General features: G+C 56.6%; 12 protein-coding genes. 6 read left to right on the plus strand and 6 right to left on the minus strand.

From position 1 onward, the window contains the following. Positions 1-64: 64 nt before the first annotated feature. The 5 genes from CJ187_RS02530 to CJ187_RS02550 all read right to left on the minus strand — a co-directional run bounded on the left by CJ187_RS02530 (position 65) and on the right by CJ187_RS02550 (position 8891). The gene (locus CJ187_RS02530; RefSeq protein WP_146003046.1) at positions 65-4951 is read right to left on the minus strand and encodes an endo-alpha-N-acetylgalactosaminidase family protein; all 4887 of its coding nucleotides are present in this window, start codon (positions 4949-4951) and stop codon (positions 65-67) included. Positions 4952-5242: 291 nt separating this feature from the next. Then, positions 5243-6079, minus strand: coding sequence for a class II fructose-bisphosphate aldolase (locus CJ187_RS02535; protein ID WP_102215892.1), 837 nt, complete (start codon positions 6077-6079; stop codon positions 5243-5245). A gap of 31 nt (positions 6080-6110) precedes the next feature. Further along, the gene (locus CJ187_RS02540) at positions 6111-7040 is read right to left on the minus strand and encodes a 1-phosphofructokinase family hexose kinase (protein ID WP_158237700.1); all 930 of its coding nucleotides are present in this window, start codon (positions 7038-7040) and stop codon (positions 6111-6113) included. Positions 7041-7053: 13 nt separating this feature from the next. Next, entirely contained in the window at positions 7054-8010 is a 957-nt protein-coding gene (locus CJ187_RS02545; RefSeq protein WP_102215890.1) for an ROK family protein, read from the minus strand. Then, entirely contained in the window at positions 8010-8891 is an 882-nt protein-coding gene (locus CJ187_RS02550; RefSeq protein WP_102215889.1) for an SIS domain-containing protein, read from the minus strand. The genes CJ187_RS02545 and CJ187_RS02550 overlap by 1 nt, the downstream gene beginning before the upstream one ends. 188 nt (positions 8892-9079) lie before the next feature. Between CJ187_RS02550 and CJ187_RS02555 the strand changes: the two genes are divergently transcribed. From CJ187_RS02555 to CJ187_RS02575, 5 genes are all read left to right on the plus strand, one after another. Further along, on the plus strand, positions 9080-9871 hold the full coding sequence (locus CJ187_RS02555; RefSeq protein ID WP_102215888.1) for a DeoR/GlpR family DNA-binding transcription regulator: 792 nt from the start codon (positions 9080-9082) through the stop codon (positions 9869-9871). A gap of 53 nt (positions 9872-9924) precedes the next feature. Beyond that, entirely contained in the window at positions 9925-12174 is a 2250-nt protein-coding gene (gene gnpA / locus CJ187_RS02560) for a 1,3-beta-galactosyl-N-acetylhexosamine phosphorylase (RefSeq protein ID WP_102215887.1), read from the plus strand. A gap of 93 nt (positions 12175-12267) precedes the next feature. Continuing rightward, positions 12268-13620 (plus strand): ABC transporter substrate-binding protein, encoded by a 1353-nt coding sequence (locus tag CJ187_RS02565; protein WP_434737336.1) that lies wholly within the window; start codon positions 12268-12270, stop codon positions 13618-13620. An 87-nt stretch (positions 13621-13707) separates the two neighbouring features. Then, positions 13708-14694: a carbohydrate ABC transporter permease gene (locus CJ187_RS02570; protein ID WP_102215885.1), complete on the plus strand. Its 987-nt coding sequence runs from the start codon at positions 13708-13710 to the stop codon at positions 14692-14694. 8 nt (positions 14695-14702) lie between these two features. Beyond that, the gene (locus tag CJ187_RS02575; RefSeq protein WP_102216544.1) at positions 14703-15626 is read left to right on the plus strand and encodes a carbohydrate ABC transporter permease; all 924 of its coding nucleotides are present in this window, start codon (positions 14703-14705) and stop codon (positions 15624-15626) included. Between the two features lie 376 nt (positions 15627-16002). On the opposite strand, the gene lexA is transcribed toward CJ187_RS02575, so the two are convergent. Further along, on the minus strand, positions 16003-16749 hold the full coding sequence (lexA, locus tag CJ187_RS02580) for a transcriptional repressor LexA (protein WP_102215884.1): 747 nt from the start codon (positions 16747-16749) through the stop codon (positions 16003-16005). A gap of 190 nt (positions 16750-16939) precedes the next feature. Between lexA and CJ187_RS02585 the strand changes: the two genes are divergently transcribed. Beyond that, the gene (locus tag CJ187_RS02585) at positions 16940-17464 is read left to right on the plus strand and encodes a LysM peptidoglycan-binding domain-containing protein (protein ID WP_102215883.1); all 525 of its coding nucleotides are present in this window, start codon (positions 16940-16942) and stop codon (positions 17462-17464) included. The last annotated feature ends 4 nt before the right edge of the window (positions 17465-17468 follow it).

Genomic DNA, 17468 nt, shown 5'->3' on the forward strand with positions numbered 1-17468 from the left:
TCCGGGTCTGAGTGGCCCCGAAGTCTGGCAACTGGATTGCGCCAGACCGCGGGTACCAAACTCTTTACTTCTGGGTCCTGCGCCGGGCCAGTACCAGCCCCGTGCCCAACACCCCAGCGCACGCTGCGAGTGTGAGCCAGCCAGCTACTTGAGCGCCGGTGCGGGAGAGCGAACCGTGCTTACCACCAGTGGGCTGCTTGTGCCCGGGCTTACCCGGGGTAGTGGCCCCACCACCGGGGGTCTGTGCATTGCCACCTTCACCAGGCTCGTCGGTCTGCACGGGTGGTACCGGCTGCTCGGACCCACCCGGTTCGGTTGGTTCCGTGGTCGGCTCATCCGTGCTACCTGGTTCGGTTGGTTCCGTGGTCGAACCGTCGGTCTTGCAGTTGCCACCGAGGCGGATCTCAGCTGCCCCACCGAAATCCTGGCCATTGAGCGCATTCTTCTGCACCATCTTTGCGTACGAGCCTTCCACCGGGTCGAACTCGAATACCTGCGGTTTAGTGCTGTCGGTCAGCGATGCGGACACAACCGGGTCACCCCAGTTCTTGCCATCCTTCGAGATGAATAGGTCGAAGTCCTTAACCCGACCGTTCTGCGCGTTCCCACGCGTCGTGTACTCAAATCCCGTGATTGTGCAGCGCGCCCCCTCCTGGGCCGCTTCGGCTGGCCGCACCGTAATCCAATGCGGGTACTTCGCTACCGACGGCGAGTACTCGGTGTGCCAGTACGTATTGGGATTGCCATCTACCGCTGCACTAGCAGGACCGTTCGGTTCCGGTTCGCCCGACTTCTGCTCCGAGCTCACGCCCTCAACCGTCAACTTCTTGAACGGGTTGAGCAGTGTCAGATGCTGCGGGTCGATTGTGAACCGGCGTTCACTGGTGCGTTCCTCACCGTTTTCCGTCCACGTGGGTTGGAATACGATGTCGTCGGCCTTCGCGTTCCGAGGCAGTGTGAGCTCCCAGTGCGCAACTGATTTCTCGCCCGGCTTCACGGCATTAACACCGTCTTTCACCGGTTTAAGCGACCAGCCTTGCGGTACCTTCACCGAGTGCTTCACGTCCTCCAACGCGCCTTGAATGGCCTCCACAGAGGTGGTGACGTCGAACGCGAGCGTTTGTTTATCACCGGAATCCACGCGTTTCACATCCAGGTTGATCGCCGGTTCAGTTTCCAGCCGTTCCACCCGGAAGTTGTCGATCACCAGGTCCGCTTGCGGATACTTACCTTGGTTGAGAATCCCTAGGTACACCGGGTCTTTCGCATCAACCGTGAACTCCTGCTTGAACTGTGCGGTACCTTTACCGGCTTTACCCGCACCCGCCGGGTCGCGGTCAACCCCCTTGTAGCCCGTACCACGAGCCATCTTCAAAGGCCACTTGTCCGCGGCGTATTCAGACCATCCCTTGTCACCGGGCTTATCCACCCCGAGGAACAACGTGTAGTCGTCATCAAACGCAGTCTGGTAGTCGAACGACACGCGGTACTTGTAGCCGCGCTCCAGCGGGACAGAAGCTTGCGTGGTGCGCAAGATCAGCCCCGGGTTCTCCTGGTGTGCCATGAGCGACCATTCCCCATCGAGCACGTTGTCGAGGTACTTCCCGCCCTCAGTTGCGGTGCTGTCCTTATCCTCGATAATGCCGTACCAGCCGGATTGCGAGAATGGAACGTGCTTGCGCGCCAACTGGGTGCGTGCGTCACCGGTCTTGTTTGAAGACCCGGTCACGAACGGCCAGTAGCCGTCGTCTACGTCCTCAAAATCGGTGAATACTATGGTCTTATCCGTCTTGTTCGGATCTGTGGGGGGTTGCCACTCGACGATCCGCAGATCATCGACTGCCACTTTCGCGTCCCCTGCTTCGGCCGCAATCGTGAATGTGAACGGTTTCCCATCCGTCTTAAACCGCACCGGGACGCGTTGGAAGTACTTACCTAGCTTCTCGTCCGAAGCAGTGGCGTTGAGCGCAGAAGAAGCGTTGATCTCAGTCACTGCTTTACCGGTTTCACCGACTTGGTTAGCGATCGGCGAAACGCCCTCACCGGTAGCGGAAACCGTTACTGGCCGGGTCTTCCCAGGTTGGATTTCAACCCAAGCCCACGCGGAATACGTGCCCGCTGGAACCTTGAGTTCTTGTGAAATCACAGCCTTATCAGCTCCCAGAACCGCCTGCTTATTGTTGCGGTTCGACGTTTCAACCGAGGTGTTCCCCTCCGTGTCGTACGCGTCAGGGGTTCCCGAGAAGAAACCCGGATCCGTTATGTTCGATCCCTGTCCCCAGTTAGGCTCAGGCTTCTGCGGAAGTTCCGAAGTGGGGTAGAGAACGTAGGCCGCGCCCTTATCCGTTTGCGGAAGAGAGACGGAACCATTCGAAACAGACACGTCCGAAATCTTCTGTCGGCCCGTATCCGTGAGTTTGTACAGCGTCAGCGCGCTCTGCCCAGACCACGTATTAGTAAGCTTCCAGGTGCTTGCTTTCCCAGAATCGTTCCAGTAGTACAAGCGGTCCTTCCCACCATCAGCCCACGGCAGCAGGTAGGAACCGTTTTCGTAAACGGTTGCGCCGTCGAACTCGATCTTGCGGTTCTTCGGAATTTCATCGCCACCGATGGAATCCAGTGGGGAGGTTACTTTAGTGCCGTCCTCAAACTGGATTTCGTGGTCTCCCCAGCGCATAATCTGCGAGCGCTGCAAGAACTTCGCGGGCAGGTTGCGTTCCCACACGTTTTGGATGAACGCGTTGTAGTCCACGTGTCCGGTCCAGCCTTCGAACTCCACGGTATTTGGGTTCCCGAGCATCGGGTCGGGGTTGAACGTGTCGCGCCCTGAGTTGTAAACCATGCGGAACAGCTTGGAGTTAATCCCCTTATTGGTTGAACCACCGTATTTCTCGTCGTTCGCCCAGTGCGACCACGTGTTCACGTTCGGTAGCGCATCCGACCATTCGGAACCTTGCCGCCATCCCTGCTTAGCGATTTCCTCAGAGAACCGGACGCCTTCCCACCCACGCGGGTAGTAAACGTCCCAGTACAACCAGTTCAGGTTCGAATCTTTCGGGAAGTCTTTGCGCAGTTCCTCCAGCCGCTTGAGGACATTGCCGGTGGCTAGGTCCTTCTGGTTGTTCATGTAGTACGCCTGGTTCATCCATCCCCAAGCTTTTTGCGGCGGCATCTTCAGCAGATCGAGGCCGAACACGTTGGCTTCCGAGTAGCTTTCAGTAGCATTCACGTGGATCCCGAATGTTGCGTTCCAGTCTTTACCTTCGTTCACGAGGGTACGCAGGTCTTTCAGCCCACCAGCTTTTTCGTTGTAGTTACCCGCGTAGTCACCTTGCGCGGAGTCGTGGCCTTCCGCTTGGTAGCCCTTGAGCAGTACTTGCTGCCCGAGGTTGTCGGTTGCCAGTGCGATCCGCTTCGTGTCATCCAGGGTGCGCAGGAACGGGTGCGTTGCCTGCGACACGATATTGAACGGGATGCGCACAATCACGTTGTTCGCCACGTCTTCGGCACCTTCCACTTCGGGAACGATGTCGCGCGTGGCGATTGCCGCGTCTTGCCAGTCCACTTTCTTGTCATTGTTCTGGTCCGCAACAACTTTGACTTTCACGTACGGGTCTGCGTCCGGGCCGATTCCGTTGCCATCGTCGTAGGTTTGGATGGCTTTGGAACGCCACGTCCAGGTGGCGGGCCCTACGTGTCCGGCACGCTGGTTTTTATTGACCGTGAGGTCGTATGTGAATCGAGTGTTGTTTGACGTGTTCGCTGCCGTGTTATCACCAATCGCGTTAGTGTCGAACGCAGCGGCTAGGTCACTGTTTGCAGCAACCGCCATGTATGAGGTACCGGCTTTCGCCTTGTCTTTTGCCACGTTCAAAAGCGTGTCGCCAGAGGATTCACGGTTTACGCTCGTGTTCGCCGCCATCACTTGGGCAGCGGGGTCATCTCCGGTGACCGTCACGAGGGAAAGCCCGGGAATCGATATGTGCCCAACTTTGTGATCGGGGTCTTGAATGTTGGTGAGCTTGTAGGTGAGTGTCCCGTCTTTGACAGACATTTGCACGTCGAGGCTCACAGCGCCCAGGTCTTTGAGTTTGAGTGGGTAGGTAACTGTAGTTCCATCTTCTGAGGTACTGACGTCCCCTACCTGGACCGCGTAGTCTTTGCCGTCCACCTGGATTTTCGAAAGTGGATCACCGAGCTGTCCAATGAGTTGTTTCTCACCGATGCGGTAGTCGATGACCTGCGGGAAATCTGGGTGGGTGCGCACCGTGATGGTGTCGTCCGTAATTTCCTTCGCACCATCTGGCACGGTTACTTCTGGTGCGGGAGCCGGTTCCTCCGGCTCTTCAGCTGCTTTAACTTCGCCGGTAAAAGCGTTGAACTCCGCTAAAGAGGCCACAGTTTCCGCGCTGCTATCCCCACCCCAGCTGGACTCGTACTGCACTTTCACGCAGTTCGCCTGCACGGGATCAAAGGTGATCTCTTGGTTGTTTGTGCCCTCACCTGCATCCACCGACCCCGTTTTGACCGGATCGGTCGATTCAAATGCGGCGGCGTTACAGTCATCTGTATCCACGGCATAAATACTGTATTCGTGCACGCGTCCGGAGCCGTTGGAGCTCTGGCGGGGGAGTAGGTCTACTCGCGCCAATGGGACGGCTTTGTCAGCTAGTTTCACCACGAACCAGTGCGGCAGTGGATCTTTCCCATCACTCCATTTTGTGTGCCAGTAGGTATCGGGATTTGAATCCAGTATCAGATCCAATGCCCCGTTGGAACCTTCGCCGGTTTTTTCGACTGACGATGCTTCGACAGCCTCCATCGCGCCCTGCTCAATTTTCGTATACTCCACTGTGGTTTCGGCCGCGAACGCGTGAGTGCCTGTCAATGACAGGGTAAGAGCACACGCTGCACCCGCCGCCACAGCGGTAGCCGGTAGGCGTTTTCTCAAGATGCCCCCTTCTCCCTTGAATATTGGGCTTGTATGTACTATCTGGGACTAATCGCAAAATGATCAGTTGTGAGTAGAAAGAAATCTTTCATTCACAAACGCTCAAATACGATCACGTTCAGCATAGCTGATAATCACAGCTTACGAAACTAGTATAAGGGCCTATTTCTTTATTTGAGCGGCCCGCGTTTATCTAGCACGGAAAGAAAAAACAAATCGTCAAAAATTATTGTGCCCGCAAGACAGTGGTTTCAGTCTTGCGGGCACGGTAGCTACTGAGGGGGTGACTAGTTACGCCTGGTACAGGCGTAGGAGCCGCTCCACCTCCTGTTCCACAGCCTCCGTCGCTGGGCCGTTGTACTTGCGAGGATCAACTAGCGCCGGTTTGTCCTCCAGCACGTTCCGCAGCACTTGTGTGAAAGTGACGTTCAGGTGTGTGGACACGTTGATCTTCGTCATGCCCGCGGCGATCGCTGCCTGCATTCCTGCATCCGGCACGCCGCTGGAACCATGGAGCACTAGGGGAACATCTACTTGCGATTTGATCGCGGCAATCAGGTCGTCATCTAGCACCGCGGTGCGTTCCGACATGGCGTGTGAAGACCCCACAGCTACGGCAAGTAGGTCAACGCCCGTGTCTGCAACAAACTGGGCGGCATCGTGTGGATCTGTGCGGGCACTGGGGTCGTGCACCCCATTCTTACCGCCTACCTCACCGAGCTCGGCTTCAACCCCAACGCCGTGGGCGTGCGCGTACTCAACGATTTCGCGGGTGGCCGCGCGGTTTTCCTCATCGGGCAATTTGGAACCGTCATACATAATGGAGGTAAATCCCATATCCACTGCGGCGCGGCACAAATCCAGGTCCTCGGCGTGGTCAAGATGCACGGCTACATCCGCGTCAGTGCTCTTCGCCAGTTCCAGCAGCGCGGCACCAATGGGGCGCAAATGGTTGCCGTAGTACTTAATCGCGTTTTGCGATAGCTGCAGCACCACCGGCAGGCCGGTTTGCTCCGCAGCCTGCACGAACGCGTGCGCGTGTTCTAGTAAGACGACGTTAAATGCCCCTAAACCGCGGTGTTCGCTGGCTGCGGCGCGGGCAGAATCCACGCAGTTAACTAAAGCCATTGTTCATTTCCTCTCGACAAAATTATTAAACCTAAGCTTGTGCGCGCAGCAGGCGATCGTAAACATCCATAACGATCTCACCGGCCACGGGAGCGGCAACCGCGGCACCAGCTAAAGCAGCGGCGTCCACGAGCCACTTTCTAAGCACCGCCCCATCTTGCGCTGCGGCTAACCCATCGCGTGCAGCGCCGCGCGCTAGAGCAGCGACCGACGCATCTCCAGCGCCAGTTGGGTTACCGGCAATAACTGCGGGTGGCGCCACGCGCACGGGTTCACCATGATTAATCTGAGCGACGAAACCATCCTCACCGCGCGAACAAACCACGCCACCGGCACCGGCACCGAGCAGAAAGTCGATTCCTCGCTGCAGGTCGTGGCTATCCGTTAAGTCCGCTAACTCCTCGTGATTAGGCTTCAAAATATCCGCCCCAGCCTTAGCGGCTTCCAGGAGTGCTGGGCCAGACGTGTCGACGATACAGGTACCGCCCGCCTGCTTCACTGTTTTCACAATATGTGGCAGGTAGTCGCTGTTACCAGGCGGAAAGGAACCGGAAATGGCCACAACGTCCGAGTGCCCAACCGCCGATAGCGTGTGTGTTAACGAGGCGAAATCCGTTTCGGTAAGCCCCGCACCTGCCTCGTTGAGCACGGTCGCTTCGTTTTGCGCAACGATCGCAACCGAACGCCGCGTCTCGTGGTTAGTGCGTACAAACGCGGGGTGAATAAAGCAGTGGCCTTTGCATTCACCTAACAGCTGTTCGAACAGGTCGCCGGCGTGCCCGCCGATGAATCCCGTAGCAGTTGTCTGCACCCCTAAGGCCGCGAGCACGCGCGAAACGTTGAGTCCCTTCCCTCCGGGACGCACCTGCACGTCGTGCACGCGATGCACTTGTCCGGGGCGCAGTTCGCTTACCCCGTAGGTGATATCCAGTGCAGGGTTAACCGTAACTGTCCAGATCATTATTACCTCCTGATCACGCGTTACGAAGATCGGTATTAGCCTTGGGGCCATACGTGTCGAAAAGCAAAGCGGCCGCACCTAAAACCTGACTATCCGCACCCAGCTGCGCCAGCGCAACCGGCGGTTTCACCATGGGGTGCACCAGGTTCTCCAAACGCTTCTCAAGAGCGTGAAGCAAATCTGGACCTTCTTTCGAGAGCCCGCCGCCAATCACAATCTGGGCTGGGCCCAACGTGTAGGTGAGTGAAGCGAGGGCTTGCGCGAAACTGTCTAAACCGCTTTCCACTATCCGGCGGGCACTAGCGTGGCCCTGTTTAGCGAGCGTGAACACTTCGAACGCTCCCGCGTGCTCGTCCAACAAGCCCGGTTCCATGGTCTGCAGCCGGGTCGCGAAGGCTTTCGCGGAACACACTTGCTCCAGTTTCTTCAGTTCCGATGGGGCGTTGGGATCGGGAATTAGAGTCTGCCCAATTTCCCCGCACCACGGATGCGGCGAGTAAAGCTGCCCGGCGCGGAGATAGGCGGCGCTTATGCCCGTGCCCACCGCAATGTAGTAGCTATCTTCAGCTCCAGCGCCGTATCGGAACTCGCCGTATCCTCCGGCGCGGACATCGTGGTGTAAGAGTACGGGGGTGTCTAGCCGCTCTTGCAGTGCGCTGCGGAGCGGAAAATCGGTCCACCCCAGGTTCGCGGAAAAAACGGCCACCCCCGTTTTTTCGTCTACAATTCCGGGGCAGGTAACGGAAACAGCGTCTGCGAGCGGTTGCTTCTGAACCGACAGGTCCGTCGTGGGCCGAGCTTGCCACTGGGAGCGGGCTCGGCCCACGAGCTCGACGACGCTGTCGAGCACGGCTGTGCCACCGTGAGGGGAATGCACGCTCCACCGCTGGAGGACACGTCCCGTGTTCGTGGCGACCACCGCTTTGATGGTGGTACCGCCAATGTCGATGGCGAGTGCGGGGTGGGTCATTACTCGTCGTCCGAGAGGATAACCGAGCGCGTTAGGTGCCGCGGTGTGTCGGGGTTCAACCCACGGTTTTCCGCACGAGCAACTGCTACGCGCTGAGCCAAAACCAGGTGCGCCAGCGGGTTCCACTCCGAGGTAACCATTTCGGCGCCCGTTTGCTCCACCTGCTTGTCGAGGCCAGCGGGGACCTCACCAAATACCCACACGAGGCGTCCGGGTTGGGCAATCGAGATGGGGCCGTGCCGGTATTCCATTGCGGAGTAAGCTTCGGTCCAGGACTGCGAGGCTTCGCGGCACTTCAACGCGGCTTCATTAGCGACCCCGATGGTCCAACCCATGCCGAGGAACGTGATTTGGTCCGCTTCTACCCACCGCTGGGGGATTTCAGCTTCGAGGGCTTTGCGGCAGTCTTCTGCAGCGGCTTTAACGTCGAAATCGAGTGACGACAGGAGCCACGCCAAAGCGGTGGTGGCGAAACGGGTTTGGACAACCGATTCCTCATCTGCTTCTTCGAATACGATTTCGGAATCTACATATGGGCTAGCGGGGCCGCCTGCAACTGCGGTAATCAAAATCGCGTGGATGTCGTTTTCGTGGCAGTGCTTGGCCAGCTCAACGATCTCACTGGTGGTTCCGGAGCGAGAAAGCAAAATTAGCGCGTCGTAATCGTAGAAGTCGGGGAACTCTGTGGCCGTGTACGCGTCAGAGACTGCGTTGCAGTGTAGCTGACGGTAGCGGCAGTACGCCTGCGCCATGAACCAGGAAGTTCCGCAGCCGATTACTGCTACTTTTTTATCGTTGTCGGGGAGGGCGTCGGTGGGGCGCGTGGATAGTTTCAGCCACAAATCCGGCTGGCTCATGATCTCGTCTACAGTCAGTGACATGGTTACTCCTTCGTTTATTCGAATGATTGCGAACGATTAGTTATGATTAGTGTAACGCAAAATCAATCACAACGTGCGTGTGAACTTGTTTTTGAAGGCGAAGATGTCAAGAGTTGTGGTTGTAGTTAGCGAAAACAATCGTAATAATGATTGCGATCAGATTGTTTGATTGGAGAAATGGGGGCGGTATGAATCAGCATGACCGTCAAATGCGCATTGTGAACCTGGTCGTTGAACGCGGTTCCGCCACGGTTGATGAACTCGTGGACGCACTGGGGGTTTCCCCCGCAACCGTGCGCCGGGACCTGCACGTACTAGATAACCAGCAGCTGTTGCAACGCGTCAGAGGAGGGGCACGAGCCGAAACCGGGGCGGAAGTGGACGTGCCGCTGCGCTACCGAGAATTGCGTGAGGGCGACGAGAAACACGCGATTGCGCGCGCGATTGCGCAAAAGCTTAAACCCGGAGAAGTGATCGCCCTCAACGGAGGGACAACGGCTGCAGCGATTGCCGCCGAGATTGGGCGAACGTTTTGCAATAACCAACGGGTCGACGCGACCCCGCTCACCGTGGTGACTAACGCCGTGAATATTGCCAACGACCTCACCATGCGCCCTTCGATCCGCGTTGTTGTTACCGGCGGGGTGGCGCGGTCGCGCTCTTACGAGCTGATTGGGCCACTCGCCGAACACGCGCTAGCGCAATACGGGGTGGACACCCTTTACTTAGGGGTCACGGCTATCAACTTTATGGCGCGTGCCTTCTACACCCACAATGAGGGGGAGGCGATGACTAACGCGGCCCTGGTCAAGATCGCGCAACGCGTTGTGGTAGTGGCCGACCACACTAAGATGCATCAGTCGGCGTTCGCGAAAATCTGTGATTTCGACGCGGTAGACGAGTTGATTACGGACCGGGGGGCGGACCCAGAAAGCTGCCGCGAACTAGAGGAAAGTGGAATCAAGGTGACGGTCGTTTAGGTGACCAGAGCCTCAATGAACTGAAAAAACGCCCGCGGGCGAGAGGAGAGAAAATGAGCCAAGGACGTCTTACCCTACCGATCGAAACCGGAATCGACGAGCAAATTCGCGAACTTGCGCAGCGGTTACAACCCGACGCAGTCCGAAACTCTGATGGGACGGAACTACCAGCAATCGCCCATGAACTCGTAGACAAGGTTTATTCAACGTACTTCCCGGCCCGTGGTGATAACGAGTGGGCCGATAAGCTCCCTGGGCAGCGTGTGTGCCAGTACCTCATGTCAGAACCGGTTACGGCGCAGACGAGCGACCCCCTCAAGATAGACGTAATGGAGGGATACTTTGCCTGGCAATTTGCCCCGGATTTGGACTGTGACCGGGCCAAATACTGGCAGGTTATTGACCGCACAACAGGGCAAACTCTGCCCGTGGACGCGTGGTCGCTCGAGTTCAGTGAAGTGCAGTACCCGGACGCAGCGAAGTTGGCTGCCAAACCCGGTCCGAAAGATTCGGAGTCGAAGTCCGCGATCGTGACGATCCACAAGCCGCAGCGGTACCACGTGTACACGGTGAACTTCCTGGCGCGGCAAATCTGGGATTCCACGCAGATGTACAACTACCTCACGAACGATTGGGCGTTGGACCCGAAGCGGCGTCGGGACCGCACGTACGACGTCGAATACCCGCAGGTGTGGGCCCACGTGAAGGAGTCGCTTGCGCAGTGGCTGGATGCCCATCCCGAGGTGGACGTAGTGCGTTTTACCACCTTCTTCTACCACTTCACCCTCGTGTTCGACGATCGTGCGCGCGAACGGTACGTGGATTGGTTCGGTTATTCCGCGAGCGTATCGATTCCCGCGCTGGAGGCGTTTGAACAGCGGTACGGTTACGCGTTGACCCCGGAAGATTTCGTTGACGCCGGTTTTTACAACTCGCCTTTCCGGATTCCGTCTGCGCACTACCGCGATTGGATGGAGTTTACGGGTGAGCGGGTACGCGAAAAAACCGCGCAGCTGGTGAAGATGGTGCATGCCCAGGGGAAGGAAGCAATGATGTTCCTGGGTGACAACTGGATCGGGACTGAGCCGTACAGCGAGGATTTTGAGCAGGTCGGTTTGGACGCGGTGGTTGGTTCCGTGGGGAACGCTGCGACCTGCCGGATGATCAGCGATATTCCCGGGGTGCGTTACCGGGAAGGGCGGTTGCTTCCGTACTTTTTCCCAGATGTTTTTAACGATGAGGGCGATCCTGTGGGGGAGGCGCGCGCTAGTTGGCGAGCTGCTCGGCGCGCGATTATCCGTAAGCCCCTGGAGCGGATTGGATACGGCGGATACCTTTCGCTCGCTCTGAAGTACCCGGAGTTCGTGGACGAGGTGGAGCGGATTGTCACGCAGTTCCGTCAGCTTCACGACAAGACAGGTGGGCGCGCTCCCGCGGCTTCGCGCGTTCGCGTTGGTGTGTTGAACGCGTGGGGGAGTTTGCGTTCTTGGCAGACCCACATGGTTGCGCACGCGCTGCCGTATCGGCGCACAGATGCGTACGTGGGGGTTATTGAGGCGCTGGCAGGTTTGCCGTTTGACGTGCGTTTCGTTTCTTTCGACGAAGTGAAGGCCGGGGCGTTGCAGGACTTGGACGTGATTATTAACGCGGGGTCTGCGGGCACGGCCTTCAGCGGTGGTGAGTACTGGGCGGATCCGGAACTGCTGACACGCGTGCGCGAGTTCGTGGCGCGCGGCGGCGGGTTCATTGGGGTGGGGGAGCCGTCTGCGCTTCCGGAATCTCAGACCCGTTCGTGCGGGAACGTGTTTGCCCTCGATGACGTGTTGGGCTTGGATATTGAACGCGATTTCGGCCTGTCACGCCACTTGTACACGCAGGTTACCGCGGATCATTTCGTCACTCGTGATCTGACTGAACGTTTCGATGCGGGGCCTGCTGTGGAGGGAGTTTTTGCTACTCGCGGTGGGGCTGAGGTGTTGGATAGTCCCGAGGGAGGCGTGTCTCTCGCGGTGCATGAGTACGGTGCTGGTCGAGCTGTGTACTTTAGCGGTTTGCCGTATTCGGTTACGAATGCGCGGTTGCTGCATCGGGCGTTGTATTGGGCCGGTGGTTGCGAGGAGGCGTTTGAACGCGATTGGACCTGTGATAATCCCGCGATTGAGGTAGCCTACTACCCGAATGTGTCCTTGCTCGCTGTTTCGAACATTACTGATCAGCCTCAAGAGGGTGTGATCCACGGTGAGGGGCAGACGCTTTCGGTGCAGCTTGGGGCCGACGACCTAGTTTGGCTGGAATGTGAGTGATAACAAGTACCGAACCGCGATGATTAATGATGCTCAAAGATTGATTGATCGTGATCGGTTTGCTATTCTTTGATTGGTAGCTGGGAGCCAAAGATGGCTTTCACCCATTACCTGGAGGTAAAGATGAGTAAGAGCATGAGGACGTGCTCCGGATTGATCGCCATGGCGGCAGTCGCGGCCCTAGGGCTGGGAGCGTGCAGCAGTGGTGGCAATAGCGGAGATGAAGCCAAACCGGCTAAATCCGGTGAGAAAGTTGAGATCAACTACATGCACCGTCTGCCCGACGGTGACGACATGACCAAGGTAAATGACGTCGTCAAGAAGTGGAATGACGAGCACCCGGACATTCAGGTTAAGGCCGAGAAGTGGCAGGGCCAAGCAACCGAGATGATCAAGAAGCTCGAGACCGACGTTAAGGCCGACAATGCGCCTTGCTTGGCACAGGTTGGCTACAGTGAAACCCCGGAGCTTTACACCAAGGGCCTGTTGAAAGACGTTACTGAAGAGGCGAATAAGTACAAAGACAAGTTCGCTGAAGGTGCCTTCAACATGATGAAGGTAGGGGACAAGGTTGTGGGCCTGCCTCAGGACACAGGCCCGCTCGTGTACTACTACAACGCGGATGAGTTCAAGAAGCTCGGGATTGAGGTTCCGACCACGCTGGACGAGTTCAAGGAAGCCGCAAAGAAAGCAGCTGAGCAGGATAAGTACATTGCTGCGTTTGAACCCGATGAAGCCCTGAACTTCTTCGCGGGCCAGGCGGCGGCTGCAGGTGACACCTGGTACTCCGTTGACGGCGACAAGTGGAAAGTCGATACGACGGGTGAGGGCGCAAAGACTGTGGCTGACTTCTGGCAGTCCATGCTCGATGACAAGTCCGTGCTCGTGATGAACCGGTGGGATGACAGCTTCAAGAACTCGCTGACGTCTAACAAACTGATCGGTACTATCGGCGCTGCGTGGGAGGCTGCTCTGCTCGCCGGTGACATGGAAGGTACTGACAATGAGGGTAACTGGAAGGTTGCGCAGCTACCGGATTACGGTGAGGGCGTAATGTCCGGTCCCGATGGGGGTTCCGGCATTGGGGTGACGAAGAACTGTGATCACCCTGCGGAGGCAATGGAGTTCGCTGCCTGGTTCAACACTCAGATCGAACCATTGGTCTCTCAGGGCCTTGTGGTAGCGGCAACTGGGGACGTGAAGACCCCGGAGGGGCTGTCGAAGTTCTTTAGTGGCCAAGATGTGTTCGCAGAACTGGCGAAAGCTAACGAGGTAATGTCGAAGGACTTCGCTTACATTCCTGGTTTCAGTGCGGTTGGCCCAGAGATGATCACCGCTGCTGACGCAGCCGGGAAGGGCGAGAAGAAGGTTGCCGATATCTTCACTGCAGCTCAGGATGCGTCTGTGAAGGCGCTCAAGAACTTGCAGCTACCGGTTGCTGAATAGTTCGACTCGTAAAACAGTGGTGGGGGAGCTCAGCCTCCCCCGCCGCTGAACCGCCCATGTAACGCAATGACGCGAAGAGGATTGCACATGACTACGTCCGCATCGGTAGGTACGCGTGCGCGCCGATCATCCGTATCTACATCAGAGCAGAAAAAGAATAAACGTAAGCATCGGCCCAGTAAAAGAGACGCACGAGTAGGTCTGGCGTTCGTAGCTCCATTCGCTATCGGGTTCGTGCTCGTTTTCCTGATTCCTATTGCCGTTTCGATTTATATCAGTTTTTTCCGCACGGTAACTGAAGGTGGCGACCTGTACGGCACTGGTGAGTCCGTCCAGCAGTTCGTTGGTTTAATGAACTACGAGTACGTGGTGACGAGCCCACAGTTCTGGCGGGGGATCTTGCGGGTTTTCATTTACACGTGTTTCCAAGTGCCCGTCATGATTATCGCGGCGCTCGCTTTGGCGTTGGCCTTGGATTCATTCTTGGTTCGACACGTTACTATTTACCGCCTTGGCTACTTCCTTCCGTTTGCGATTCCGGGGATCGTAGCTGCAATGATTTGGCTGTACCTGTATTCGCCAGAGCTTTCTCCAATCGTTAAGGGTCTTGCCGCTTTAGGTTTGAACGTTGATTTCCTTAATCAGAATATTATTTTGGCGTCTATGGCAAATATGACCACGTGGACTTACACGGGTTATAACATGCTTATTTTCTTAGCGGCATTGCAGGCGATTCCAAAAGATTTGTCTGAGGCAGCCCGCATTGACGGGGCAAGCGGTTGGCAGATTGTTACGCGCATTAAGATCCCGATGGTGCGCGGTGCTGCACTACTGGCAGTGCTGTTGTCGATAGTTGGGACTATTCAGCTGTTTAATGAACCTACCGTGTTGGCGGCGTCGCAAACGTGGATGGGTAAGGACTATACGCCGATGATGATGGCGTACAACACGATGATGGGGACGATCAGCCCGCCGGGTGATGGGCCGGCATCCGCGATTTCTATTGTGATGGCCGCGATCGCGGGGGTACTCGCGGTGGTTTACGCGGTGGCGTCAGAGAAAGTAGCCAAGTGATGAAGCAGATGACGAAGACATTGTTTGGGAAAGCGCGGTGGAAGAAAACGGCCCCCGTGGTGGATGAGCCGCCTCCGTCGCTTAGGCCGAAGAAGGTTACGAAAGTAATTACGGTGGTAGTACTCACCGTGGTACTAATCTACTTCTTGTTTCCTATTTACTGGGTGATCGTGGCGGCCACGAAGTCAAACCCAGAACTGGTTTCGACTAACGGCATCTGGTTCGCGTCTAACCTGCGTGAGCTACCGGGCGCAATCGCAGCGAACTACGCGCGCCTCATGGGGTGGACGCAAGGACTGTTTTGGCGGTGGATTGCGAACTCACTGTTCTACTCCACGGCAGCGGGCATAATCGGTACGCTGCTCTCGGTTATGGCAGGGTACTCGCTTGCTAAGTTCAAGTACCGGGGGCGCAACCTCATCCTTGGGATGATCATGAGTGGTCTGCTGATGCCAGTTGCGTTACTGACGATTCCGATGTACATCGTGTTCCACGGGATTGGGCTTACAAACACGATGGCGTCGATCATCATTCCGTCTTGTATCTCGCCGTTCGGTGTTTTCTTGGGACGGGTTTACGCGCAAAGTTCAGTGCCTACGGAGTTGATTGAGGCTGCGCGGATCGATGGGGCCAGTGAAGCGCGGATCTTCTTCACTATTGTCCTGAGGCTGCTTGCTCCCGCGATGGTTACGATCTTCCTGTTCATCTTTGTTGCCACGTGGAATAACTTCTTGCTGCCATTGATGATGGTTTCCAGCGCCGAGATTCAACCGGTAACACTTGGGCTGTACGGCATGATGAGTTACTTTAACCCAGAGAAGGGTGCGGTAATGATGGGTGCTCTGTTTGGTGTCTTACCGTTGATAGTTATTTTCCTCGGATTGCAAAAGTACTGGCAGGCCGGGCTTGCAGCCGGGTCGGTTAAAGAGTAGCCGCGGGCTTGATGCTTGGCACTGTTATGACGCTCGACGCGGGCTTGTCGCTTGAAGCAAGCTTGTCGCTAGGAGCGGGCTTGCTACCGTAGCTGGTGCGGCAGTGCTAATGAGTTAAGAACTACAGATTACAGATCGCTAGGGGCGTCGGGTGAGTTGATTCACCTGGCGCCCCTAACTGTTTATTTTTTAGCTGTATATTTGAGCGCACGTGCCACCTTTAGGATCGTCGGCACAGTCCGCTGAGCTTGGGAGGCTCAAGTTGGGGGTATTAGTACAACCCTAGGGTAATAAGCCTGTGCAAAATGGGTTAGAGTCCTGTTGAAAACGGGCTATAGTCTTGTAGAAAACGGGTTATAGTCTTGTAGAAAACGGGTTATAGCGCGCGGATTACAGTTACAACTTTTCCGAGGATCGTCGCTTCGTCACCTAGGATTGGTGCAAAATTATCGTTTCTCGGTAGTAACCACACGTGTCCATCGGCGTGCGACAGAACTTTTACGGTCGCCTCCCCGTCTATCATCGCAGCGACAATCTGCCCGTCTTCTGCGTTCGGTTGGGCGCGTACAACCACGTAGTCGCCGTCGCAAATCGCGGCGTCAACCATTGATTCCCCAGAAACTTCCAACATGAAAAGTTGACCGCCTCCTGTAAAGCGCTGTGGAAGCGTATAGGTATCCTCCACTGACTGCTCGGCGGTTATGGGGGAACCAGCCGCAATCCGTCCGACGAGTGGGGCGGTAGCGGTGGGTTCTGTCGCTTCTGTATCAACCGACACGGGGAGCACGAGTGGATGCGTCGCCGTTGAAGCCTCTTCGGTGGGAGCAGCTGCGGCGTCTTCTTCCACCAGCTCCATTGCTCGAGGCCGGCCGGGGAAACGCCGAATAAATCCCTTATCTTCCAGCCCATCGAGTTGATGCTTCACAGAAGAAGGGGAGGACAGGCCGACTGCTGAACAAATTTCTCTCACCGAAGGTGGGAATCCCTGCTCGGTGATCGCCGTGCGGATGCACGCCAAAACTTCTTCTTGCCGCGCTGTCAAGCCTGCGCGTGCAACGCGCCTGCTCTGCTCAGGCCCAGCCGTGCCCAGCTCGACCGCACCTTCCTTAGTTCTCTTACTCATGCATAGCTCTCTTACTCGTTAATACTGTGCGGGAAAAGCCCGCGCATATGCCCGCGACCTCATTTGCCTATTACCTAGCTTACGCACAAATATAACAAAATGGAACATATGTTCGAAAGTGTCTCGACAAACCTCTTTGGCCGGTGTATCGTACAAGTGTTCGACGAACACACGTTCGAAAGGTGGAGTTATGAGCGCCCTGCAGATAAGCCCGCAGATTCCAAGTGCCGGCAGCGAGCACGAAAGAACCCGAATCCGTGTGAATCAGCGCGCGAAAGAGTTGCCGAATACAACTTCAATCAAAAGTGTGCGGCAAGCGGGTGTCTCGCCACGGCCCCACTTGTACGTGGTGCCGAATCGGCCCCCTCAGACTTCCGTCGGAAAGTTGTCTCTCGCCCCCAAGGAGGGCAGCTTTTCGGCGGAAACCATCACCTCGTGGGGAAAAGCATTTTTGCGAACCATGCGTTCACTAGTTGTAGTTGCACTAATCGGCGTGCTCGGCATGGCTTTGGGCGTATATATGCAGGATGAGCCGTCGTCAGAAGCCTCCGTCAGCTACGCGGTGCAAAGCGGGGAATCCCTATGGGCAATAGCGCAGTCATTGGGGGATTCAAACCATAAAACCACCGAGATCGTACATGATATTCGCAAGTTGAACGGGTTGAACAACGACGTGGTACAACCAGGGCAAGTGCTTCAAATACCGAAATACTAGCCGG

Origin of the sequence: Gleimia hominis (assembly GCF_002871945.2) — a bacterium.
GTDB classification, from domain to species: Bacteria; Actinomycetota; Actinomycetes; order Actinomycetales; family Actinomycetaceae; genus Gleimia; species Gleimia hominis_A.